Origin of the sequence: Arthrobacter sp. NQ7, from assembly GCF_029581595.2 — a bacterium.
GTDB lineage: Bacteria > Actinomycetota > Actinomycetes > Actinomycetales > Micrococcaceae > Arthrobacter > Arthrobacter phenanthrenivorans_B.
Map to the genome: position 1 here is coordinate 1 of NZ_JARFXU020000032.1, position 22,722 is coordinate 22,722.

The following is a 22,722-nucleotide window of genomic DNA, read 5'->3' on the forward strand; positions in this document are numbered from 1 at the left end:
TACAACACCACCAAACGCTGTCCCAGGACAGCGAGTTGTAACCACCAGATTTCCCCACCCCCACACCATGTGACGGGCGGTGCGGGTAGAAGGTTTACGGCGGTCATAGCGTGGGGGAAACGCCCGGTCCCATTCCGAACCCGGAAGCTAAGACCCACAGCGCCGATGGTACTGCACCCGGGAGGGTGTGGGAGAGTAGGTCACCGCCGGACACACATTAGAGCAGGGCCCTGACAACGACACGTCAGGGCCCTGCCACTTTAACCACCCACCACCAGGCCCACCCCGGTCAGCCCGCATCGCCCAGGCCGGACTCGCGCCGGTAGAGTATTCCCTCATGAGCAGCATCTTCAGCCACGCCCAGGACCCTGCCGGAGAAGACAGCCGCCCGGCAGCCGAACCCCTGGAACCGGTCGTCAACACCATCGTTGTTCCAGGGCCTGTAGCGCGCGCGTTCGCCGGCTTCACCGACCACACCCACCTGTGGTGGCCGCTGGAGCAGCACGGCGTCTATGGGGCGGGCTCCTATGTGGAGTTCGAGGAGAACCTCATCCTCGAAACGGCGGATGACGGCCGCACCAGCATCTGGGGGACCCTTGACGACTGGCAGCCCCCGCTGTCCTTCCATGCCACCTGGCACCCGGGAACCACGGCGCTGTGGTCTACCGAGCTGCTGGTGGTGTTCCGCGCCGTCGGCACCGGAACTGAGGTCCGGGTTTTCCATGAAGGATGGGAAGGCGCCGAGGACCCCGTTGCTACCCGCAGGGCGTACGTGGAGGCCTGGCCGATGATCCTGGAAAAGTTCGCACGGTTCATGGGCAGCGACGGCTCCTCTGGCGAGGAGACGCCGGCCGCCACGGCCTAAGGCCGCAGCCGGGACAATTCCGGCGGTGCCATCTCCGGAGGTACAGCGGTGCTGTTCCGGATAACGAACTCCGTCGGATACTCCTGGTCCTGAACGGTAGCCGTGGCACCCGCTGCCGGGCCGTCGTCGGAATCCCTCCCGGTACCACCCAGCAAAGCCAAAGCTGTCGCAGCCGCCAGCTTTCCCTGCCCCCTGGGATCCTGGCTGATGGTGGTCAGGCCGAACGTCTCTGCGAGCTCATGCCCGTCAATCCCCACGACTGAAAGATCCCGGGGCACCTGCAGGCCGAAATCGCGCGCTGCAAGCATGATGCCCACCGCCATCTCGTCAGAAGCCGCGAAGACAGCGGTGGGACGTTCCGCCGTTGATCCCAGCAGCCGCCTGCCGGCGGCGTAGGCCCCTTGGATCGTGAAATCGGCCGTAGCCTGCCACTCCGCCCTGACCGTCAGCCCAGCAGCCGCCATGGCACCGGTGAAGCCCTTTTGCCGCAGCTGCGGGAGCTTGAAGTCGCGGTTCAACTCTGCGTCCCCGGTGATGTGGGCGATCCTGGTGTGCCCCAGCCCGATCAGGTGGCGCGTGGCCAGCGCGGCCAGCCCCTCGTCGTCGATCCTGATGGTCGACGCGCCGGGCAGTGCGCCGCCGATGCCCACGATGGGACGGTGCACCGCCAGTAGCTGCCCGATTTCGTCCTCGCCAAGCACCAGGGCAACCGCGATGACGGCGTCCAGCCGCTTGCGCAGCAGGAAGTCGTTCAGGATGCTGCTGCGGCGGCCGGGCTGCTCGCCCACGTTGTACAGGGTCAGGTCGTAACCTGCATCCAGCAGGGTTTCCGATACGCCCTCCAGCACGGAGGAGAAGTACCAGCGCTGCACATTGGGCACCACCAGGCCGATGTTGTGGTTGCGCCCGGAGGCAAGGCTGGAGGCGTGGTAGGAAGGGACGAACCCAAGCTCGCGGGCTGCCTCCTGTGCCAGGCGGCGGCTGGCTGCCGAGACGTTTGACTTTCCGCTCAGCGCCCGGGACACCGTCGCCACTGACAAACCGGCCCGGCTGGCAACTTCTTTGATACCTGCCATGATCAGCGTGCTGGTGTGGCTTCCGCCCCGAGTTCGATCCAGGCGGTCTCACCGGAAGCGAGGGGCCGGCCCGCTTCTGCTGGAACGCTGCGGATCATGACGTGGCCGGCCGGCAGTTCCAGCGGCTCGTGGTTCAGGTTCATAAGCACCAGCGTAGTGCCGTTGAGGTAGCCCAGGGAGGACCCGGTGCACCACTGCTCTGCCCAGGACAGCGATCCCCTGCCCAGGTCCAGTTCCCGCCGGCATGCCAGTGCATCGCGGTAGAGGGACAAGTGCGACTCCGGTGACTCTGCCTGTACGTTCCGGGCCAGGTCACCAAAAGAGGACGGAATCGGCAGCCAGGGATCGTTGCCGGCGCCAAAGCCGAAGTGCGGTTCCCCGGAGTGCCAGGGCATCGGTACCCGGCAACCGTCGCGGCCAAGCCGCTCTCCGCCCGTGCGGGCGAAGGTGGGATCCTGGCGAAGGTCCCCGGGGATGTCAATGCCGTCCGGCAGACCCAGTTCCTCACCCTGGTAGAGGTAGGCGGCGCCCGGTAAGCCGAGCATGAACAGGGAAGCGGCGGCTGCGCGGCGCCGGCCCAGTTCATGGTCAGGCTGGGGATCCGTCGGGCCAATACCGTCGCCGTCCCGCGGGCCAAGCCCGTTATACCCAAAGCGGCTGGCATGGCGGACGACGTCATGGTTGGACAGCACCCACGTGCTGGGTGCGCCCACACCGTCCAGGACCGTCAGGGAGTCAGTGATCACCGAGCGCAGCCGGTATACGTCAAGGCCTGCGTGGAGGTACGGGAAGTTGAAGGCCTGGTGCATCTCATCCGGCCGGACCCAGTGGGCCAGCCGGTGCAGGTCCACGCTGGCCTCGGCGCAGAGGATCCGGTCCGGTCCGTATCCGTCCAGGATCCGCCGCCAGTTGCGGTAGATGTCATGGACGGCGGGCTGGCCGAACATGGGTGCCTCGTGCCCGGGGAACCCGTCGCTGCTGCCGCCGTCGGCGCGGCCACCCCATGCCGGCAGCCCCGGTGCCTTCACCAGCGCGTGGGCCACGTCCACCCGGAAACCGGAGACGCCGCGGTCCAGCCAGAAACGAAGCACCCGCTCGAACTCGGCGTGGACTGCCGGGTTGTCCCAGTTGAAGTCCGGCTGGGAGGAGTCGAACAGGTGCAGGTACCACTGGCCCGGGCGGCCGTCCACGCCCGCAACACGCGTCCATGCCGGGCCGCCGAAGTGGGACTGCCAGTTGTTGGGCGGTTCCGCCCCATCAGGTCCGGTTCCGTCCCTGAAGATGAACATGTCCCGTTCGGGGCTTCCGTCAGGCGCCGCGAGGGCTGCCTGGAACGCAGGGTGCTGGTCCGAGCAGTGGTTGGGAACGAGGTCGACAATGACACGCAGGCCCAGGCGGTGCGATTCAGCCATCATGACGTCGAAGTCTGCAAGGGTGCCGAAGATCGGATCCACGTCGCAGTAGTCGCTGACGTCGTAGCCGGCGTCCCGCTGCGGCGACCGGTAAAAGGGGGACAGCCAGACGGCGTCGACGCCCAGGTCTGCCAGGTGGGGGAGTTCCTGGGTAATTCCTGCCAGGTCTCCGACTCCATCACCGTTCAGGTCGCGGAAGGACCGAGGATAGACCTGGTAGATCACGGCGGAGCGCCACCAGCCGGGTGCAGTGTCGGCAGCATGGACGAGCGTCAGGGGACCAGCAACGGAGAAGGTGTCCTGGGTCACAGTATCGACAGACATGGGAGCCAGCTTAGCCGCGTCGGCAGATTAAATGAAAACGCTTCCATGAATGTTTCAGAGCAATCGCCGTCGAAGCTGTGCTTATACCGGTCGAAGAAGTGGAAGCGATTGCACAGTGGTGCGGGCCGGGTGTCCCTTGCGGCGACCTACACTGAAGGGGTGTGTCCGGGGATGGATGGAGGACTTGTGGGAAGCATTGTAGACGAGCTGGAAGGCATCCTGGCGCCGGGCCAGCTGGATGTCAGCGAGGTATCCCTCCGCCGGTATGCCATCGACCAGGCGCCCGTCATTGACTTCCAGCTTCCCCTGGCGGTGGTCTTCCCCGAGTCGGTGGCTGACGTCCAGGCGGTGGTGAAAGCCTGTTCCGCCAGCGGGGTGGCCATTGTTCCCCGCGGCGCCGGAACGGGCGTGTCGGGCGGGGCACATGCCACCAGGAACTGCATCATCCTGTCGCTGGAGCGGATGGACCGGATCATTGCCCTGCATCCGGACGATGAGACCGCCGTGGTGGAACCCGGGGTAGTGAATGCGGTCCTGAACGAAGCCGCGGCCGGCCACGGCCTTATGTACGCCCCGGACCCGGCCAGCTTCCGGAGCTCCACCATCGGGGGCAATGTAGCCACCAATGCAGGAGGGCTTCGGTGCGCCAAGTACGGGGTCACCAGGGACTCCGTCCTGGCGCTCGACGTCGTCCTGGCCGACGGCTCGCTCATCCACACCGGCCACCAGACCTTCAAAGGCGTGGCCGGCTATGACCTCACGGGCCTGTTCGTGGGCTCTGAAGGGACGCTGGGCATCGTCGTCGGAATCACCGTGCGGCTGAAGTACCTGCCGCGGGAGGTGCACACCGTAGCCGCCTTCTACCCGGACTTCCGGACGGCTGCCGCCGGTGTCCTGGCCGTGGGCAAGGCCCGCGTCCAGCCGGCCATCATGGAACTGCTCGACGGCGGCACCCTGGCCCAGCTCGATGACATCCATGGGTCCGACCTCACCGCCCGTGGGAAGTCCCTGCTGCTGGTCCAGACGGACGGATTCGGGGCTGCCGCGGAGGCCGACGTGGTGCGCCAGGTCCTCGCTGCCGGCGGGGCCACCGTGACCACCGAGGCCAGCGCGGAAGCGGAGCGGCTGGTGGAGCTGCGCCGGCACAGCAGGGGCACTGAGGTGGACGATGAGTACCGGGTCGGCGAGGACGTGGCCGTGCCCAGGTCCCGCCTGGTGGATTACGTGGCAGCGCTCGAAGCCATGGCCGACGCGCAGCGCGTGCACCTCAAAGTCGTGGCCCACGCCGGCGACGGAAACCTGCACCCCACATTTTGGGTCGACCGGCAAGGCGCAGATGTTGATCCGGGCGCGATGGAGCGGCTTCAGGTGGCGCTGGACGAATCGATCACGGTGGCCCTCTCCATGGGCGGCACCATCACCGGCGAACACGGCGTTGGCCAGTACAAGCTGCGGTGGCTGGGCCAGGAGCAGCCTGAGCCCGTCCGGGAATTGCAGCGAAGGATCAAGGAACTGTTCGATCCCGCAGGCATACTCAACCCCGGAAAGGCGATCTAGGACTTAGTCGTCCGAGTCCGGGTACTCGTCCACGGATTCATCGGCGCCATAGCGGGATTCCTCGTTTTCCACCTCAAGGATCTTCAGCAGTTCCGTGTCCGGGTTGAGCATGATCGCCGCCTCATCCCGCCGGTGCCGGAGAATCGAGTCGATGTAGGACTGGACGGCCTCGGCCAGGGGGATGTGCCGCTCCTGCTTTTCGGACATGTACCACCGGTGCTCCAGTACCTCGTGCACCACCTCGGCATGCTCCAGCTTGCCGGACAGGTCCCGGGGGATGGCCCGCACGATGGGCTCGAAGATCTGGCTTACCCACAGGTGGGCACTGTATTCCTCGTCCATTTCCGGGTTGTTGTCCGCCCGGAAGGAGTCCATGTCGTTGAGGAGCCGGCGGGCCTGGTTCTCCTGGGCGTCCAGGCCGGTGAGCCGGAGCAGGCGCCGCTGGTGGTGGCCGGCGTCCACCACCTTGGGCTGCAGCTGGATGGTGGAGCCGTTCTGGGTGGTCTTGATGGCGTATTCCTCGACGTCGAAGCCGAGCTCGTTCAGGCGCCGGATGCGCGCGCCCACCCGCCAGCGCTCGCCCAGTTCGAAGGATTCCTTCTCGGTGAGTTCCGCCCACAGCCGCCTGTAGCTGTCCATGATCAGCTCGCTGGTGGCCACCGGGTCCACCTTTTCCTCGATCAGGCCGCCGTCCAGGAGGTCCATGAGTTCGCCGGCGATGTTCACCCGGGCAATTTCGAGGTCGTACTCGCGCTGCCCGGTGGACAGGTCCGGGTAGAGCTCGCCGGTTTCGGCGTCCACCAGGTAGGCGGCGAAGGCGCCGGCGTCGCGGCGGAACAGGGTGTTGGAGAGGGAAACGTCGCCCCAGTAGAAGCCGATAAGGTGCAGCCGCACCATGAGCAGCGCCTGGGCATCAATAAGGCGGGTGAGGGTGTCCTTGCGCAGCATCTGCGAGAAGAGCGCACGGTAGGGCATGGAAAACTTCAGGTGGCGGGTCACCAGGACAGGGTTGAGCGGGCGGCCGTCGGGGGTAGTGCGGCCGGTGATGACCGCGACGGGTTCCACGCAGGGAACGTCCAGCCGGGCCAGTTTACGGAGCATGTGGTACTCGTGGCGGGCCACGTGTTCGGAGGTTTCCTTAATGGCGATGACCGAGCCGCCCAAATGGGCGAAGCGCACGATGTGCCGGGAAATACCACGGGGGAGCGCGGCCAGGTATTGGGCGGGCCATTCCTCCAGGGCGATGTGCCAGGGCAGGTCGAGCAGTTCAGGATCCGCCGCTGCCGCAGTGATGTTCAGCGATGAGGCGACGGGGGCGGCTTTGTTGTCATCAGCGCTGGCCGCCACGAACCGGGGCAGCTTACCGATCTGGGCGTAGTCGGTGGGTTCGTCGTGCCACTGGGCGCTGTGTTCCTCGGTCATGGGTCAATTCTTCCGTACTCGGGTCGGGGCGCCTAAATCCTGTCCAGGCAGGGGTTAAAGGCCGACGGCGGCCCGCACCATGGTGAAAAGGTGCGGGCCGCCGTTTAGTGCGTAGGTGGGTGGTCCCGGGTTTCGACAGGCTCAACCACCGTTTGGGCGGTGGAGATCAGTCGCCCAGGCGCAGGCCGGTCTTGGTGTCGAACAGGTGCACGTGGCCCGACTGCGGACGGACGTAGATGACCTCGCCCTTCATCGGAGGACGGCGGCCGTCGACGCGGGCCACGATGTCGTGGTCCTTGCCGTCCAGCGTGGTGTGGCCGTAAACGTAGGCGTCGGCGCCGAGCTCTTCGACGACGTCGACCTCAACCTTCAGGCCTTCACCGTGCGGAGCGGTTTCCAGGTCCTCCGGGCGGCTGCCCAGCGTGACGGTGGAGCCGTGTGCCTCTTCGAGGACGTCGCGCGGCACGGGGTAGACGGTGCCGCCGAACTGAACGCCGCCGTCGACGACGGGAAGTTCCAGCAGGTTCATGGCGGGGGAGCCGATGAAGCCGGCAACGAAAACGTTCTTCGGACGGTCGTACAGGTTGCGCGGGGTGTCAACCTGCTGCAGCAGGCCGTCCTTCAGCACAGCCACGCGGTCACCCATGGTCATGGCCTCGACCTGGTCGTGCGTCACGTAGACGGTGGTGACGCCGAGGCGGCGGGTCAGGGACGCGATCTGGGTACGGGTCTGGACGCGGAGCTTGGCATCCAGGTTGGACAGCGGCTCGTCCATGAGGAAGACCTGCGGGTTACGGACGATGGCGCGGCCCATGGCAACACGCTGGCGCTGGCCGCCGGAGAGTGCCTTCGGCTTGCGGTCCAGGTACTGCTCGAGGTCGAGGAGCTTGGCGGCTTCCCGGACGCGCTCGGCGCGTTCTTCCTTGGAGACACCGGCGATCTTGAGGGCGAAGCCCATGTTGTCGGCCACAGTCATGTGCGGGTACAGCGCGTAGTTCTGGAAGACCATCGCGATGTCGCGGTCCTTCGGCGGAACATCGGTGACATCGCGGTCACCGATCAGGATGCGGCCTGCGTTGACGTCCTCGAGGCCTGCGAGCATGCGCAGGGAGGTGGACTTGCCGCAACCGGAGGGTCCAACGAGGACCAGGAATTCGCCATCGGCGATGTCGATGTTGAGCTTATCGACGGCGGGCTTATCTGTGCCCGGGTACAGACGCGTAGCGTTATCAAAAGTAACTGTAGCCACAGTTATCAATCCCTTCACCGGCAGGTACGTGCCGGACGATCCGTTGTGAATGGTTCATGTTTATTCAGTTGTGTTCCTGCAAAGTGCTCCGCGGTTGGGCGCGGAGCACGGAATGACGCCGCACGCTTTGCTGTGCGCCACATCACACAAAGAGTATGCCAGAGCTTTCTCTTTTTAGCGCAAATGTTACGAACGTCACATGTGCCGCTGGCCACGTCCTAGCCGGACGCTGCCTGCGGGTCCTCCTCTGCAACGGCAATGCTCCGCGCCTGGAGCAATGCTTCCAGCAGTTCCGCAATATGGACCGGTGCCTCCACCCGGTACTGGGCATGGGTGAAGTCGAGGCCGACCTTGACGCCCACATCACCCGGCTCAAGCCGGCCAAAAGCGTCCTCGTCCGTGACGTCGTCGCCCGCGAACAGCACGGCGGTGGCTCCGGTGGCCTGCCGCAGGAAGGTGACACCCTCACCCTTTGAGGCGTTGACCACCGAGGTCTCCAGGACCCGCTTGCCTTCCTTCAGGTACACGCCCCTGCGGTCCTTGAGCACTGACCGTGCGGCGAGCACGGCGTCCTCGGCCACGTCATCCCCGGCCAGGCGGGTGTGCAGGACAACGCCGGCGGGTTTGTCTTCCAGGGATGTACCCGGAGCCTCGGCGACGATTGACGCCAGCTCCGCCCGAACTTCCTTAAGGAGAGCCTTCTGGTCCTCATCCAGGGCCAGTTCGGTGGAGCCCGGGCCCAGCCACGCTTCTGCCCCGTGGCTGCCGATCAGGAGGGTGTCCACCGGCGGGGAGGCGACTTCCCGGAGGCTGGCGAGGGCACGTCCCGAGATGAGTGCCGTCGTCGTGCGCGGCAGAACGGCGAGGCCAGCGAATGCCGCCGCCGTGCGCGGAAGGGGCCGTGCATCCTGCGCCCGTCCCACGATGGGGGCCATGGTGCCGTCAAAGTCCATGGCCACCAGCAGGTGCTCTGTGCGGGCTATCCGCCGGACCGCTTCGCGCAGTTCGGGGGACAATGCCAGTGGCGGCTTGGCGTGGCGGCCCTCAGGAGTCATCGCGGACCACCTTTTCGTCCAGTGCGCGCAGGAAGTCTGCGGACCAGTGGTCCACGTCGTGGTCCAGGATCTGCCGGCGCATGGACCGCATGCGCCGGGAGGCTTCGCGCGGGGTGAGCTCGACGGCGTTCATGATGGTGTTCTTGAGGCCGGCGATGTCGTGCGGATTGACCAGAAGGGCCTGCTTGAGCTGGTCCGCCGCGCCGGCGAATTCGCTCAGCACCAGCGCACCGTCGTTGTTGTTGCGGGCAGTGACGTACTCCTTGGCCACAAGGTTCATTCCGTCGCGCAGGGCAGTAACCAGCATGACGTCCGCGGCCAGGTAGAGCGCCACCATCTCCTCCACCGGATAGCTGTGGTGCAGGTAGCGGACGGCGGTGTTTTCGATCGTGTCATAGGTGCCGTTGATATGGCCCACAGTGCCCTCTACCTCTTCGCGCAGCAGCCGGTACTGTTCCACGCGCTCGCGGCTCGGGGAGGCCACCTGGATCAGGGTCGCATCGCCCACCGTCAGCCGCCCGTCCGCCAGGAGCTCTTCGAAGGCCTTGAGCCGGTGGCGGATGCCCTTGGTGTAGTCCAGCCGGTCCACGCCGAGCAGGATGGTCTTGGGATTGCCCAGGTCCTGCCGGATCTGCCGGGCGCGTTCAATGATGTCGGGCCTGGCGGCCAGCTCGGTGATCTGCTTGACGTCAATGGAGATGGGAAAGGCCTGGGCCCGGGCAATGTGCGTCAGCTTGCCGTTGTGGTCCTTGACGTGCACCTGCTGCTGCTTGACGCTGGCGCCGAGGAACCGCCGGGCGGAGCGCATGAAGTTGCCGGCATCGCTGACCCGCTGGAAGCCCACCAGGTCCGCGCCGAGCAGGCCGTCGATAATGGCCTGCCGCCACGGGAGCTGGGCGAATATTTCCGGCGGCGGGAACGGGATGTGGTTGAAGAACCCGATGCGCAGGTCAGGGCGGGCTTCGCGGAGCATCCGCGGTACCAGCTGCAGCTGGTAGTCCTGGACCCACACGGTGGCGCCGTGGTCCGCGTAGCGCACTACGGCGTCGGCGAACCGGCGGTTGACCCTCCGGTAGGCGTCCCACCAGGTCCGGTGGAATTCCGGCGGCGCAATAACGTCGTGGTACAGGGGCCAGAGGGTGGCGTTCGAAAAGCCCTCGTAATACAGCTCCACGTCGTCGGTGCTGAGCTGGACCGGGACGAGGTCCATGCCGCCGTGGCTGAACGGCTTCACGGTTTCGTCCGGCGCTCCGTGCCACCCGACCCAGGCGCCGTCGGTCTTGGTCATCATGGGGGCGAGCGCGGTCACCAGGCCGCCGGGGGAGCGGCGCCAGCCGGACCCGTCGTCGCTGTCATCCCCTGACGCCACGCGGTCGACGGGAAGCCTGTTGGAGACCACCATGAAGTCGTATTTGGTGTGGCCGGCGTGGCTGGAAGCGCTATGGCCGGCCGTCGCCGTGCCGGCGGGTTTTTCCTGGACAGGTGTTTGCATTGCGGCCCCCTGGGGTTGCTTGTGCCTCTAAGCCACCCTAGCCGGACGGAATCATCGGGGCTATTCGTCCGTTGGTCAACCCGGGGAATGGTTGAAACCGCAAGCTCCCAGTTTTCTCCCCTAAAATGTTTGGGGTGCCACCAAGTGGTCCCCCTTCGTCGACCGACCCAAGGAACTCATGAGCCCCGCAAACGAAGTACGTAAGTCCAAGGCTGAGCGAACCGCGGAGGCGCGGGAAAAGGCGCGCCTGATCCGGGAAGAGCAGTTAAAGAAGGACAAGCGCAACAAGCTGCTGATCGGCTGGGGCATCGTTGCAGCCGTGGTGGCCATCCTGGTGGTCGTGGCCCTCGTGGTCACCAACAGCATGAAGCAGAACGCCCCGATTGCGGAGCAGGGGCCCACCCCGGCCAACGCCAACGTGCACGGCGGCGTAACCCTGCTGGCCAACACGGATGTGGCTAAAACGGAGCCTGCCACGGTGGATGCGGCGTCCCTCGGGGACGCCCCGAAGACTCCGCCGGCCCAGCTTGCGGCTCCGGGTGCGGAAGCGGAGGCCGGCAAGCCGGTCAAGGTGGTCCTCTACATCGACTTCATCTGCCCCATCTGCAAGAACTTCGAAACGCAGTACAACGAACAGCTCACCTCGCTGCGCAACGAGGGGAAGATCACTGTTGAGTACCGCGCCCTCGGGTTCCTGGACAGCCGGTCCACCACCAACTACTCCTCGCGTGCCGCCAACGCCGCAGCGTGCGTGGTCAACGAGTCCCCGGAGAAGTACTCCGACTTCGTCAACGAACTGTTCGCCAAGCAGCCGGCCGAAGGCAGTGCAGGCCTGTCGGACAACGACCTGAAGAAGATGGCGTCCGACATGGGCGTGAACATCGATTCCTGCGTGGATGACAAGACCTACCGCCCCTTCGTTAAGTTCACCACCAAGGAAGCCGCGGCCATTGGCGTCACCGGCACCCCCACGGTGTTCGTCGACGGCAAGCAGTGGGGCAAGGGTGACAGCGCCCAGACCCCGTTCCCCGATTTCCTGCAGGCAGCGATCGCAGCCAAGGGCTAGGAACCAGCAGCAGGCAGGGGCCCGTTCCGGATGTCCGGGGCGGGCCCTTGCCGCATCCGGCGCCGGTCCGGCGGCGTTTTTACGCCCGGCGGGACTTGGGCTAACCTTATCTAGCGCCTTCACGGTGCCTGCCCCCAGGGGCACGCCTCCTTAGCTCAGTTGGCCAGAGCACCGCTCTTGTAAAGCGGGGGTCGTCGGTTCGAATCCGACAGGGGGCTCACGACAACCTCCGGGTTTAAGCTGGATCCATCCGAATGATCAGCCTGCTGACTAAAGGAGGATGGGTGCCATGCCCAAGACCGGCAAGAACGACCATGCCCGCAAGGACGAACTTCCCTCGACCCTGCAGCGTTCTGACCAGAAGGCCCAGGACACGTTCGCCAAGACCTATGATTCGGCCCTTGAGTCCTATGACCACGACGAACAACGGGCGGCCCGCGCAGCGTACGCCTCGCTGAAGCACAGCTACGAGAAGGTGGGCGACCACTGGGAGCCCAAGGAAAAACGCGGCCCGTCCGACAAACGTGCGGAGCAGGGCGTCCGTTCATCCGCATCCACCGCCGGCGGGGTGGATGCCAACGCCTCCAAGGAGCACCTGTACAAGCTGGCCAAGGAACTGGACGTCAAGGGCCGGTCGAAGATGGACAAGGAACAACTGGTCTCGGCGCTCCAAAAAGCCAACGACGCCGCTACCCGAAAAGCCCGCAGCAAATAGCCCCCGCTCTTGCCGTCCTGCCCGCCAGGGTGTCGAATCAGAGGACACATCCGGTCCGGTCGGCGATGATGCCAGGAGGTTCCAATGTCGGTGAAGAGCACCCGGGAGTCAGCGCGGGCGGCAGGCGGCAGGAACGGGCCTGAGGCAAAGCGTGCCGACCAGGCCTCCGGCATTGCTGCCCAGGATCCGGCACGGATCCGGAATGTGGCCCTGGTAGGGCACTCGGGCGCCGGGAAGACCCTGCTCATCGAGGCGCTGCTGGCAGCCAACGGCATGATCACCCGAAAGGGCTCCATCGCGGACGGCACGACGGTGGGGGATTCGGACCCCGCGGCGGTGCACCAGCAGCGGTCGGTCACGGTGTCCCTGGTGCCGCTGGTGGTGGATGACATCAAGGTGAACCTGCTGGACACGCCGGGGTACCCGGACTTCATCGGCGAGCTGCGCGCCGGGCTCCGCGCATCCGACGCCGCGCTGTTCGTGGTGTCCGCCGTGGACGGAATTGACGCGACCACCACCGCCCTGTGGGGTGAGTGCGCGCACATGGGGTTGCCGCGCGCCGTCGTCATCACCCGGATGGACCATCCGCGGGCAAATTACGACGGCGCCCTGGCCGCCTGCCAGAAAGCATTCGGCGACGGCGTCCTGCCGCTGTGCGTCCCGGTGCGGACCGGGGGCGAGGCCACCGGCCTGCTGGGCCTGCTCCCGCAGGAGGTGACGGACTACTCCAGCGGGGACGCCGCACCTGAAGTCCGCGCGGCGGAGGCAGACGAACGGGAGGAGGCCGCAACGGCCAGGGGTGCCCTCATCGAGGGCATCATCGCTGAAAGCGAGGACGAGACGCTGATGGACCGCTACCTGGAAGGCGGCGACATCGACACCGCAGCACTCGCTGCCGACCTGGAGACCGCCGTCGCCCGTGGTTCCTTCTTTCCGGTACTGCCCACGTCCGCCGTTACCGGGCTGGGTACGGCGGAACTGCTTGACCTGCTGGTGCGCGCCTTCCCGGCGCCCGTGGAACGCAACCTGCCGGATGCCACCGGCCTTTCGGGGGAGCCTGCCGGAAGCCTGGCCTGCGATCCGTCCGGTCCGCTCGCCGCCGAGGTGGTGCGGACCTCCAACGATCCCTTCCTGGGGCGCATCTGCCTGGTCCGGGTCTTTTCCGGGACCCTGCGCGAGGATTCGCCCGTCCATGTGGGCGGCCACGGCCTGGCCGACCGGGGCCACCAGGACCACGACACCGACGAGCGCGTGACCCACATCTACTCCCCGCTGGGCGCCACGCTGCGTCCCGTTCCCTACTGCGTGGCTGGCGACATGTGCGCCCTGGCAAAACTGGGCAGCGCCGAAACCGGGGACACCATTTCGGCGCGGGAGAACCCGCTCCTGCTGGCCACCTGGGAAATGCCCGAACCCCTGCTTCCGGTTGCGGTGGAAGCCGACTCCCGCAGCGACGAGGACGCGTTGGCGCGCAGCCTGGGGCGGATTGCGGCGGGCGATCCCACCCTGCGCGTAGACAGGAATGCCGAAACGCACCAGCTGGTGCTGTGGTGCATGGGTGAAGCCCACGCGGAGGTCGTCCTGGACCGGCTGCGGGACCAGGGCGTGAAGCTCCATACCGTGGACGTGGTGACCCCGCTGCGGGAGACTTTTGCCGCGCCCGCCACCGGCCACGGCCGCCACGTCAAACAATCCGGCGGCCACGGCCAGTATGCGGTGTGCGACATCGAGGTGGAACCGCTGGACAGGGGCGGCGGCTTCGAATTCGTGGACAAGACGGTTGGCGGCGTCATCCCGGGAACCTTCATCCCGTCCATCGAAAAAGGCGTCCGGGCGCAGATGGAAAAAGGGGTTTCAGCAGGCTTTCCCGTGGTCGACCTGCGCGTGACCCTGGTGGGCGGCAAGGCCCACAGCGTGGATTCCTCCGACGCCGCCTTCCAGGCAGCCGGCGCGCTGGCCCTGCGCGAAGCCGCGGCGGCTGGGAAGATCCAACTGCTGGAACCGGTGTCCTCGGTGTCCATCATGGTGGCCGATGAACATGTGGGCACGGTGATGAGTGACCTGTCCGGCCGCCGCGGGCGGCTCACCGGCACCACCTCGTCGGGGGAGGGGCTCACCGAGATCAGCGCCGAGGTCCCGGACCAGGAGCTCCTGCGGTACGCAGTGGAACTGCGGGCCCTCACCGCCGGCACGGGACGCTTCCGCCGGCAGTACCTGCGCCACGATCCCGTCCCGCCCAACTTCAGCCCGTCCTGATCCGGCCGGGCAGGAACACCTCCGCAGAGCGCCGCGCGCAGTGAACGCCGCAGCACGAAAGATCCAACGCATCTACCTGACACTGACGCTGGGAAACACCCTCGCGGCGTCGTTCATTTGGGGCATCAATACGCTGTTCCTGCTCGACGCCGGGCTGAACAACCTGGAGGCGTTCGCCGCCAATGCCTTCTTCACGGCAGGAATGGTGCTCTTCGAGGTCCCCACCGGCGTGGTGGCGGACAGCTGGGGACGCCGCGCGTCCTTCCTGCTGGGCACCGTGACCCTGGCCGGGTCCACGTACCTCTACTACGTGCTGTGGCAGTTGTCCGCGCCGTTCTGGTGGTGGGCAGCCGTGTCCGCGCTGCTGGGCCTGGGCTTCACGTTCTTCTCCGGGGCGGTGGAAGCCTGGTTGGTGGACGCGCTGCACTTTTCCGGCTACGACGGCGGCCTGGAAGCGGTGTTGGGCCGCGGCCAGATGGTGTCCGGCATCGCCATGCTGGCCGGTTCGGTGGCCGGCGGGGTGATCGCCCAGGCCACCAACCTGGGCGTGCCGTTCCTGCTGCGCGTCGCAGTCCTGGTGGCCATGTTCGCCGTCGCCTTCCTGCTCATGCACGACGTCGGCTTCACGCCGGAGCGTTCGGCCCACCCGCTGCAGGCCACCCGTGCCGTTCTTCGGGCGTCGGTGGAGGGAGGCCTGGGCAATCCGCCGGTGCGGTACATGATGCTGGCCGCCCCGTTCACCGAGGGCGTTGCCTTCTACGTCTTCTATGCCCTGCAGCCCTACCTGCTGCAGCTCTTCGGCGATCCCAGGGCGTACTCCATCGCGGGCCTGGCAGCAGCCATCGTGGCAGGCGCGGACATCCTGGGCGGATTTCTGGCTCCGCTGGTCCGGAAGCTGGTCCGCCGCCGCACCACCGTGCTGATCATTTCCACCATCTCCAGCGCAGTGGTCCTGGTGGTGCTCCTGGCCACCAGTATTTTTTGGCTGGCCCTGGTGCTCCTGGCGCTGTGGGCCGTGGTTGCCTCGGCCGGCACACCGGTGCGCCAGGCCTACCTCAACGACATGATCGCCTCGAAGCAGCGGGCCACGGTGCTGAGCTTCGCCTCGCTTATGGGATCGAGCGGGGGAGTGGTGGTGCAGCCCGTGCTGGGCCGGGCCGCGGACATCTACGGCTATCCCGCCTCGCTGGCCATGGGTGGTGCCATCCAGCTGCTTGCCGCGCCTTTCATCCTGCTGAGCCGGCGGCGGCGGGCCCCCGCCGACGTGGCCAGCGGTGCGGCCGCCGCGTGAACACCCTCGGTGAACGGCGGGGCCACAACGCGAAGGCTCCCGGGGCCCGGGACGTTTTGTCCGGGGCTCCGGGAGCCATCAGGGCGTGCGGCGTGGTGCTGCGTCCTTGCGGGGGCCTACTTGACGCCGGCCTCGACCGTTTCGGTGGGCGCCGGGGCAGGTTTCTCCTCGGCCGGCGGTGGTGAGGTCTTCAGCTTGAAGCGCTTCCCCAGCTCGCCGCCGCCGCCGCTGCGGTTCTTGTTGAAGATGTCGAAACCGACGGCGACGAGCAGCACCAGGCCCTTGATGAGCTGCTGGTAGTCCGTGCCCAGGCCCAGGATGGACATGCCGTTGTTGAGCACGCCCATGATGAGGCCACCGATCATCGCCCCGGCCACCGTTCCGATGCCGCCGGTGACGGCGGCGCCGCCGATGAAGGCTGCGGCGATCGAATCCAGCTCGAAGCCCGTTCCACCGGCCGGCTGTGCCGAGTTGAGCCGGGCAGTGAAGACAAGGCCGGCCAGCGCGGAAAGAACGCCCATGTTCACGAAGAGCCGGAAGGTGACGGTCTTGGTCTTGATCCCGGAGAGCTCGGCGGCGTGGAGGTTGCCGCCGATGGCGTAGGTGTGCCGGCCGAAGACGCTGTTGTTCATCAGGGCGGTGTAGGCGATGACCAGGGCGGCAAGGACCACCAGGACGATTGGCGTGCCCCGGTAGGACGCCAGGAGGAACGTGATGATCAGCATGAGCAGCGCGGTGAATGCGGTCTTGATGACGAACCAGACCAGGGGCTCGCTTTCGAGGTCGAACTTCCGGCGGATGCGCCGTTCCTTGAGGGCCTGGATGAGCAGGGCCGCCGTGGCGCCGACGCCCAGGATGACGGTGAGCCATTCCAGGACGGATGTGCCGCCGGAAATATCCGGAAGGAAGCCGCCGCCCAGGGCCCGCAGTTCGGCCGGGAAGGGGGTGATCTGCTGGTTCTTCAGCGTGATGAGCGTCAGGCCGCGGAAAATCAGCATGCCCGCCAGCGTGACGATGAAGGCCGGGATGCCCACGTACGCGATCCAGTAGCCCTGCCAGGCGCCGACGAGGGCGCCGACCAGCAGGCAGGCGGGGATCGCGGCCCACCAGGGCCAGCCCCAGTGCACGATCATGACGCCGGCCACGGCGCCGATGAACCCCGCCACCGAGCCGACGGAAAGATCAATGTGGCCGGCGATGATCACCATGACCATGCCGATGGCGAGGATGAGGATGTAGCTGTTCTGGACCACCAGGTTGGTGACGTTCTGCGGTTCCAGCAGGATTCCGCCGGTCAGTCCCTGGAACAACAGGACGATCAGGATCAGGGCTACGAAGATGCCAACCTGGCGGAGGCGGCTGGTGAGGAATCCGAGCGATTCTCGTAAGGCGGACATTTCGCTATTCCTTCTCTTTGGTCATGTAGTGCATCAGGGTTTCCTGGGTGGCCTCGGCGATGGGTACTTCGCCGGTGATGTGGCCCGCGGCGAGGGTGTAGATGCGGTCGCAAATTCCCAGGAGTTCGGGAAGCTCCGAGGAAATGACGATCACGGCTTTTCCTTCCGCCGCGAGTTTGGCGATGATCGTGTAGATCTCGTATTTGGCGCCGACATCGATCCCGCGGGTGGGTTCGTCGAGGATGAGCACGTCAGGATCCGAAAACATCCATTTACTCAGCACCACTTTTTGCTGGTTGCCGCCGGAGAGCTTTCCGGTAATGGCGGCAACCGAAGGCGCCTTGATGTTCATGCTCTTCCGGTAGCCGTTGGCCACCACGGTTTCCTGGTTCTTGTCCACAAAGCCGCGTTTGGCGAGCTTGCGCAGTGCCGCCAGGGAGATGTTGCGCTTGATGTCCTCGATGAGGTTCAGGCCATAGTGCTTGCGGTCCTCCGTGGCGTACGCGATGCCGTGCCGGATCGCGTCCGAGACGGTGGCAGTATTGATTTCCTCGCCGTACTTGTAGACCTTGCCTGAGGTGGCGGTGCCATAGGTGCGGCCGAAAACGCTCATGGCAAGTTCAGTGCGCCCGGCGCCCATCAGCCCGGCCAGGCCCACCACTTCGCCTTTCCTGACATGCAGGTTGGCGTTCCGGACCACCATGCGGGTGTGGTCCTGGGGGTGGCGCACCGACCAGTCCTCGATCCGGAGGACTTCTTCGCCGATGTTCGGCTCGCGGTCCGGGTAAAGGCTCTCAAGGTCCCTGCCAACCATTCCGCGGATAATCCGTTCCTGGGTTATCTGGCCTTCGTCCAGGCGCAGGGTCTCGATGGTCCTGCCGTCCCGGATGATGGTGACGGCGTCGGCCACCTTGCGGATTTCGTTGAGCTTGTGGCTGATGATGATACTGGTGACGCCCTGGCCCTTGAGGTGGAGGATCAGGTCCAGCAGGTGGCCGGAATCCTCATCGTTGAGGGCGGCCGTGGGCTCGTCCAGGATCAGCAGCTTCACTTCCTTGGAGAGCGCCTTGGCAATTTCCACCAGCTGCTGCTTGCCCACGCTGATGTGCTGCACAGGCGTGACCGGGTTTTCGTCCAGGCCCACGCGGGCCAACAGCTTTGCTGCCTCGAGGTTGGTCTTCCGCCAGTCCACCCATCCATTGGTGGCCTGTTCATTGCCGAGGTAGATGTTTTCGGCGATCGACAGGTACGGGCTCAGGGCCAGCTCCTGGTGGATGATCACGATTCCGCGCTTTTCGCTGTCCGAAATGCTGGAGAAGTTGCAGGGTTCGTTTTCGAAGAGGATGTCCCCCTCGAAGGTGTTGTGTGGATAGACGCCGGACAACACCTTCATGAGGGTTGATTTGCCGGCTCCGTTCTCTCCGCAGATGGCGTGGACTTCTCCACGGTTAACATCCAGGGTGACGTCCTGCAGCGCCTTAACGCCGGGAAACGTCTTGGTGATTCCTCGCATCTGAAGAATGGGTGTGTTCATCGTCAATTCCCACTGACTGGTCGAAGCTTGGCCTGGCTGCTGCTGCAGGAGGCTGCGGGAGGGGCTGTGGCCGGACGGAGGGTCCGGCCACAGCCCCCGACGCCGGCTACTTGACGTCGGCGTCGCTGTAGTAACCCGAGTCGATCAGTTCCTTCTTGTAGTTGTCCTTGGTGATGATCACGGACTTCAACAGGAAGGCCGGAACGACCTTGACCTTGTTGTTGTAAGTCTTGGTGTCGTTGGTTTCCGGTTCCTGGCCCTTGAGGACAGCGTCAACCATCTTGACGGCCTGGGCGCCGAGCTGGCGGGTGTCCTTGAAGATGGTGGAGTACTGCTCGCCGGCGATGATGGACTTGACGGAGCCCTTCTCGGCGTCCTGGCCGGTGACTACGGGCAGGCTTCCCTTGGCGTAGCCGCCGGTGCTGGTCAGGGCCGAGATAATGCCGATCGAGAGGCCGTCATAAGGGGAGAGCACGCCATTCAGCTTGGTGCCGGAGCTGTAGGCGGAGGTGATGATGTCCTCCATGCGCTTCTGCGCCACGGGTGCCTGCCAGCGCAGGATGGCGGCCTGCTCAAATTTGGTCTGGCCGCTGGGGACCTTCAGGGTGCCGGCATCCATGTACGGCTTCAGGGTGTCCATGGCGCCGGTCCAGAAGAAATTGGCGTTGTTGTCGTCGGGGCTGCCGGCGAAGAGTTCGATGTTGAAGGGGCCCTTGCCCTCCACTTTCTTGCCGCTGGCATCGAGGAGGCCCAGGCCGGTCAGCAGGGACGTGGCCTGCTGGACGCCTACGGTGTAGTTGTCGAAGGTGGTGTAGTAGTCCACGTTCGGGGTGCCGTTGATGAGGCGGTCGTAGGCGATGACCTTGACGTTCTGCTCCTTGGCCTTGGCCAGGACGTCGGTCAGGGTGGTGCCGTCGATGGCGGCGATGATCAGGGCCTTGGCGCCCTTGGTCAGCATGTTCTCGATCTGCGACACCTGCGTGGGGATGTCGTCGTTGGCGAACTGGAGGTCAGTCTTGTAGCCGAGGTCCTTCAGTGACTTTTCCACGTTGGCGCCGTCGGCAATCCAGCGCTCGGATGTCTGGGTGGGCATTGAGATGCCGACCAAGGAATCGCTCGGCTTTGCCGTGCCGCTGGACTCACTGGCACCGCCGCGGGCGCCGCAACCGGTGGCGCCCACCGTCAGGGCGAGGACAAGGGCCGCCGCGCCCATGAGTTTTTTAATTCTCACCATTATCTCCTTCCGCGGCAGCACTGCCGCGAAGTGTTGTTGGACCCGAAAGCAGCGATGCTCGTGGTCCTGGCCACATGGTTGATGTGTCGGTTCAATATAGACTGATTTGTGAACGCTAACAAGAGCGGCCTTCCGGAACCTTCCAAAATGCCGGGCCTTCATTGACTTCTTCTTTGTTAGCGTTCACACTTGCTGCAGCACCCAGCTTGACCCCGACCCCTACAAACCCGGTAATGAGGCCGTTGCCTCCCGGGACGGAGGCAACCACATGCCAGACACGTTGTTTACTTCCAGCTCCGAGCCCCGCCACGACCATTGCGTCATCGGGGTGGACTATGGGACCCTTTCGGGCCGTGCCGTGGTGGTGCGGGTCCGTGACGGCAAGGAGCTCGGCAGCGCCGTCCATGAGTATCCGCACGCGGTGGTGACCGATGTCCTGCCCAAAGACACCGCGGGCGACGACGGCGCGCGGCTTCCGGGGGAGTGGGCGCTGCAGGTGCCCAATGACTACCGGGAGGTCCTGCGTACCGCGGTGCCCGCCGCGGTGGCCAATGCGGGGATCGACCCGGCCGCCGTCGTCGGAATTGCCACCGACTTCACCGCCTGCACCATGGTGCCCGTGAAGGCTGACGGTACGCCGCTGAATGAAGTGGCCGGATTCGGGAACCGGCCGCATGCCTATGTAAAGCTGTGGCGCCACCATGCCGCCCAGGGGCAGGCCGACCGGATCAACCGGCTCGCCGCCGAACGGGGCGAGGACTGGCTTCCGCGCTACGGCGGCCTGATCTCGTCGGAGTGGGAGTTCGCCAAGGGCCTGCAGCTGCTGGAAGAAGACCCGGAGGCCTATGCCGCCATGGACCGCTGGGTGGAGGCGGCGGACTGGATCGTCTGGCAACTCTGCGGCACCTATGTCCGCAATGCCTGCACTGCCGGCTATAAGGGCATCTACCAGGACGGCCGGTATCCGTCGGAGGATTTCCTGGCCGCCCTGAATCCGGACTTCAAGGACTTTGTCAGTTCCAAGCTGGAGCACACCATCGGCCGGCTGGGCGATGCCGCCGGCACCCTGACGGCGGAGGCCGCGGCCTGGACCGGGCTGCCTGAGGGCATCGCCGTGGCGGTGGGCAACGTTGATGCGCATGTGACGGCCCCCGCGGCGAAGGCTGTGGACGCGGGCCAGCTGGTGGCCATCATGGGCACCTCCACCTGCCACGTCATGAACGGCACGGAACTGCGCGAAGTTCCCGGGATGTGCGGGGCAGTGGACGGCGGCATCGTGCCGGGAATGTGGGGCTACGAGGCCGGGCAGTCAGGGGTGGGGGATATCTTCGGCTGGTTCACCAAGTACGGCGTCCCGCCCGAATACCACCAGGCTGCCAAGGATGCGGGCCTGGGGATCCACGGATACCTGACCGAACTGGCGTCCCGGCAGGCGATCGGGGAACACGGCCTCATCGCGCTGGACTGGCACTCGGGGAACCGATCCGTGCTGGTGGACCATGAGCTGTCCGGCATCGTGGTGGGCCAGACCCTCGCCACAAGGCCCGAGGACACCTACCGTGCCCTGCTGGAGGCCACGGCCTTCGGGACCCGCACCATCGTGGATGCCTTCCGCGACGCCGGCGTTCCGGTCAAGGAGTTCATCGTGGCCGGCGGACTGCTCAAGAACAAGCTCCTGATGCAGATCTACGCGGATGCCACGGGGCTGCAGCTCTCCACCATCGGCTCGGAGCAGGGCCCGGCGCTGGGATCGGCGATCCACGCCGCCGTCGCCGCCGGTGAATACGCGGACATCCGGGAAGCGGCCGCCGCCATGGGTGCCGAACCCGGCGAGGTGTACACGCCGATCCCGGAAAACGTGGCCGCCTACGAGGAACTGTTCCAGGAGTACAAGGCGCTGCACGATTACTTCGGCCGCGGCGGCAACGAGGTGATGCACCGGCTCAAGGCCATCCAGCGAAGGGCGGCCGGCTCCCTGCTGGGTTCCGGCGCTGCTGCCGTCGAGGTGTCCGCATGAGCGCCGGAACCGGAGCCGAAGCCGTCATCCTGGAAACCATCGGAAGGATCCGCCGGGAAGTGTGTGCGCTGCACGCCGAGCTCACCCGGTACGAACTGGTGGTGTGGACGGCAGGGAACGTCTCTGCCCGGGTGCCGGGCACCGACCTCATGGTCATCAAGCCCTCCGGCGTCTCCTACCAGGAACTGACGCCGGAGCAAATGATCGTGACCGACCTGCACGGCACCCCCGTCAGGGGGACCAACCTCGGTGGCGGCGGCACCGTGGACTGGGGCAATCCGCCGCTGTCGCCGTCCTCGGACACGGCGGCGCACGCCTATGTGTACCGGCACATGCCCGAGGTGGGCGGGGTGGTGCACACGCACTCCACCTACGCCACGGCCTGGGCCGCCCGGGGAGAAGCCATCCCGTGCGTCCTGACCATGATGGGCGATGAGTTCGGCGGGGAGATTCCGGTGGGGCCGTTTGCGCTGATCGGGGATGACTCGATTGGCCACGGCATCGTGGAGACGCTGAAGAACTCGAATTCGCCGGCGGTCCTGATGCAGAACCACGGCCCCTTCACCATCGGCAAGGACGCCCGCTCCGCGGTGAAGGCTGCGGTGATGTGCGAGGAAGTGGCCCGCACCGTCCACATTTCCCGGCAACTGGGCGAACCCCTGCCCATCGACCCGAGCCACATTGATTCGCTCTACTCCCGCTACCAGAACGTCTACGGCCAGTAATTCAACGCCGTCCCCCTTATAACTTTTCAGGAGAA

17 protein-coding genes, 1 tRNA gene and 1 rRNA gene are annotated in these 22,722 nt (G+C 65.8%); 10 read left to right on the forward strand and 9 right to left on the reverse strand.

Annotated features, from left to right (window positions below; genetic code table 11):
- Positions 1-95 precede the first annotated feature (95 nt).
- A 5S ribosomal RNA gene (rrf, locus tag PUN71_RS21150) occupies positions 96-212 on the forward strand.
- 125 nt (positions 213-337) lie between these two features.
- Positions 338-865, forward strand: coding sequence for an SRPBCC family protein (locus tag PUN71_RS21155; RefSeq protein ID WP_277799992.1), 528 nt, complete (start codon positions 338-340; stop codon positions 863-865).
- Here the strand turns inward: PUN71_RS21155 and PUN71_RS21160 are convergent.
- Together PUN71_RS21160 and PUN71_RS21165 are read right to left on the reverse strand one after the other, a co-directional pair.
- Positions 862-1,941 carry a LacI family DNA-binding transcriptional regulator gene (locus PUN71_RS21160; protein ID WP_277799993.1) on the reverse strand — a complete coding sequence of 360 codons (1,080 nt, stop codon included), beginning with the start codon at positions 1,939-1,941 and terminating at the stop codon, positions 862-864. The two genes, PUN71_RS21155 and PUN71_RS21160, sit on opposite strands and share 4 nt — an antisense overlap.
- A 2-nt stretch (positions 1,942-1,943) precedes the next feature.
- Positions 1,944-3,677 carry a glycoside hydrolase family 13 protein gene (locus PUN71_RS21165; protein ID WP_277799994.1) on the reverse strand — a complete coding sequence of 578 codons (1,734 nt, stop codon included), beginning with the start codon at positions 3,675-3,677 and terminating at the stop codon, positions 1,944-1,946.
- A gap of 186 nt (positions 3,678-3,863) precedes the next feature.
- Between PUN71_RS21165 and PUN71_RS21170 the strand changes: the two genes are divergently transcribed.
- On the forward strand, positions 3,864-5,234 hold the full coding sequence (locus PUN71_RS21170; RefSeq protein WP_043451354.1) for an FAD-binding oxidoreductase: 1,371 nt from the start codon (positions 3,864-3,866) through the stop codon (positions 5,232-5,234).
- Positions 5,235-5,237: 3 nt separating this feature from the next.
- Here PUN71_RS21170 and PUN71_RS21175 read toward each other — a convergent pair whose 3' ends face one another.
- From PUN71_RS21175 to PUN71_RS21190, 4 genes are all read right to left on the reverse strand, one after another.
- The gene (locus PUN71_RS21175) at positions 5,238-6,656 is read right to left on the reverse strand and encodes a DUF4032 domain-containing protein (protein ID WP_043451357.1); all 1,419 of its coding nucleotides are present in this window, start codon (positions 6,654-6,656) and stop codon (positions 5,238-5,240) included.
- Between the two features lie 166 nt (positions 6,657-6,822).
- Positions 6,823-7,905: an ABC transporter ATP-binding protein gene (locus PUN71_RS21180; protein WP_018772048.1), complete on the reverse strand. Its 1,083-nt coding sequence runs from the start codon at positions 7,903-7,905 to the stop codon at positions 6,823-6,825.
- Positions 7,906-8,123: 218 nt separating this feature from the next.
- Positions 8,124-8,960 carry a trehalose-phosphatase gene (gene otsB, locus PUN71_RS21185; protein ID WP_277799995.1) on the reverse strand — a complete coding sequence of 279 codons (837 nt, stop codon included), beginning with the start codon at positions 8,958-8,960 and terminating at the stop codon, positions 8,124-8,126.
- Positions 8,950-10,452, reverse strand: a complete 1,503-nt coding sequence (locus tag PUN71_RS21190) for an alpha,alpha-trehalose-phosphate synthase (UDP-forming) (RefSeq protein ID WP_277799996.1) — start codon at positions 10,450-10,452, stop codon at positions 8,950-8,952. The genes otsB and PUN71_RS21190 overlap by 11 nt, the downstream gene beginning before the upstream one ends.
- 178 nt (positions 10,453-10,630) lie before the next feature.
- Between PUN71_RS21190 and PUN71_RS21195 the strand changes: the two genes are divergently transcribed.
- The 5 genes from PUN71_RS21195 to PUN71_RS21215 all read left to right on the forward strand — a co-directional run bounded on the left by PUN71_RS21195 (position 10,631) and on the right by PUN71_RS21215 (position 15,780).
- Positions 10,631-11,518 (forward strand): DsbA family protein, encoded by an 888-nt coding sequence (locus PUN71_RS21195; RefSeq protein ID WP_043451363.1) that lies wholly within the window; start codon positions 10,631-10,633, stop codon positions 11,516-11,518.
- Between the two features lie 144 nt (positions 11,519-11,662).
- A tRNA-Thr gene (locus tag PUN71_RS21200) sits at positions 11,663-11,736 on the forward strand.
- A gap of 71 nt (positions 11,737-11,807) precedes the next feature.
- Positions 11,808-12,233: a ChaB family protein gene (locus PUN71_RS21205; RefSeq protein ID WP_043451705.1), complete on the forward strand. Its 426-nt coding sequence runs from the start codon at positions 11,808-11,810 to the stop codon at positions 12,231-12,233.
- An 84-nt stretch (positions 12,234-12,317) separates the two neighbouring features.
- A complete protein-coding gene (locus PUN71_RS21210; protein WP_277799997.1) occupies positions 12,318-14,489 on the forward strand; it encodes an elongation factor G-like protein EF-G2 in 2,172 nt (723 codons plus the stop codon).
- 40 nt (positions 14,490-14,529) lie between these two features.
- Entirely contained in the window at positions 14,530-15,780 is a 1,251-nt protein-coding gene (locus PUN71_RS21215) for an MFS transporter (RefSeq protein WP_277799998.1), read from the forward strand.
- Positions 15,781-15,896: 116 nt separating this feature from the next.
- Here PUN71_RS21215 and mmsB read toward each other — a convergent pair whose 3' ends face one another.
- The 3 genes from mmsB to chvE form a co-directional block, all read right to left on the reverse strand.
- On the reverse strand, positions 15,897-17,177 hold the full coding sequence (gene mmsB, locus PUN71_RS21220; RefSeq protein ID WP_277799999.1) for a multiple monosaccharide ABC transporter permease: 1,281 nt from the start codon (positions 17,175-17,177) through the stop codon (positions 15,897-15,899).
- Between the two features lie 4 nt (positions 17,178-17,181).
- Complete coding sequence (mmsA, locus tag PUN71_RS21225; RefSeq protein WP_043451372.1) at positions 17,182-18,711, reverse strand: multiple monosaccharide ABC transporter ATP-binding protein; 1,530 nt, start codon at positions 18,709-18,711, stop codon at positions 17,182-17,184.
- Between the two features lie 106 nt (positions 18,712-18,817).
- The gene (chvE, locus tag PUN71_RS21230) at positions 18,818-19,945 is read right to left on the reverse strand and encodes a multiple monosaccharide ABC transporter substrate-binding protein (RefSeq protein ID WP_277800000.1); all 1,128 of its coding nucleotides are present in this window, start codon (positions 19,943-19,945) and stop codon (positions 18,818-18,820) included.
- Positions 19,946-20,213: 268 nt separating this feature from the next.
- On the opposite strand from chvE, the gene araB reads away from it, so the two are divergent.
- Complete coding sequence (gene araB / locus PUN71_RS21235) at positions 20,214-21,962, forward strand: ribulokinase (protein ID WP_277800001.1); 1,749 nt, start codon at positions 20,214-20,216, stop codon at positions 21,960-21,962.
- Complete coding sequence (locus PUN71_RS21240; protein ID WP_277800002.1) at positions 21,959-22,687, forward strand: L-ribulose-5-phosphate 4-epimerase; 729 nt, start codon at positions 21,959-21,961, stop codon at positions 22,685-22,687. Before araB ends, PUN71_RS21240 begins: the two co-directional genes overlap by 4 nt.
- Positions 22,688-22,722: the final 35 nt, after the last annotated feature.

Coding starts and splice junctions, on each gene's coding strand:
- PUN71_RS21195 (WP_043451363.1), top strand. CDS start 10,631: ATGAGCCCCGCAAACGAAGTACGTAAGTCCAAGGCTGAGCGAACCGCG.
- PUN71_RS21190 (WP_277799996.1), bottom strand. CDS start 10,452: ATGCAAACACCTGTCCAGGAAAAACCCGCCGGCACGGCGACGGCCGGC.
- mmsB (WP_277799999.1), bottom strand. CDS start 17,177: ATGTCCGCCTTACGAGAATCGCTCGGATTCCTCACCAGCCGCCTCCGC.
- chvE (WP_277800000.1), bottom strand. CDS start 19,945: ATGGTGAGAATTAAAAAACTCATGGGCGCGGCGGCCCTTGTCCTCGCC.
- PUN71_RS21205 (WP_043451705.1), top strand. CDS start 11,808: ATGCCCAAGACCGGCAAGAACGACCATGCCCGCAAGGACGAACTTCCC.
- PUN71_RS21175 (WP_043451357.1), bottom strand. CDS start 6,656: ATGACCGAGGAACACAGCGCCCAGTGGCACGACGAACCCACCGACTAC.
- PUN71_RS21240 (WP_277800002.1), top strand. CDS start 21,959: ATGAGCGCCGGAACCGGAGCCGAAGCCGTCATCCTGGAAACCATCGGA.
- araB (WP_277800001.1), top strand. CDS start 20,214: ATGCCAGACACGTTGTTTACTTCCAGCTCCGAGCCCCGCCACGACCAT.
- PUN71_RS21210 (WP_277799997.1), top strand. CDS start 12,318: ATGTCGGTGAAGAGCACCCGGGAGTCAGCGCGGGCGGCAGGCGGCAGG.
- PUN71_RS21160 (WP_277799993.1), bottom strand. CDS start 1,941: ATGGCAGGTATCAAAGAAGTTGCCAGCCGGGCCGGTTTGTCAGTGGCG.
- mmsA (WP_043451372.1), bottom strand. CDS start 18,711: ATGAACACACCCATTCTTCAGATGCGAGGAATCACCAAGACGTTTCCC.
- otsB (WP_277799995.1), bottom strand. CDS start 8,960: ATGACTCCTGAGGGCCGCCACGCCAAGCCGCCACTGGCATTGTCCCCC.
- PUN71_RS21155 (WP_277799992.1), top strand. CDS start 338: ATGAGCAGCATCTTCAGCCACGCCCAGGACCCTGCCGGAGAAGACAGC.
- PUN71_RS21165 (WP_277799994.1), bottom strand. CDS start 3,677: ATGTCTGTCGATACTGTGACCCAGGACACCTTCTCCGTTGCTGGTCCC.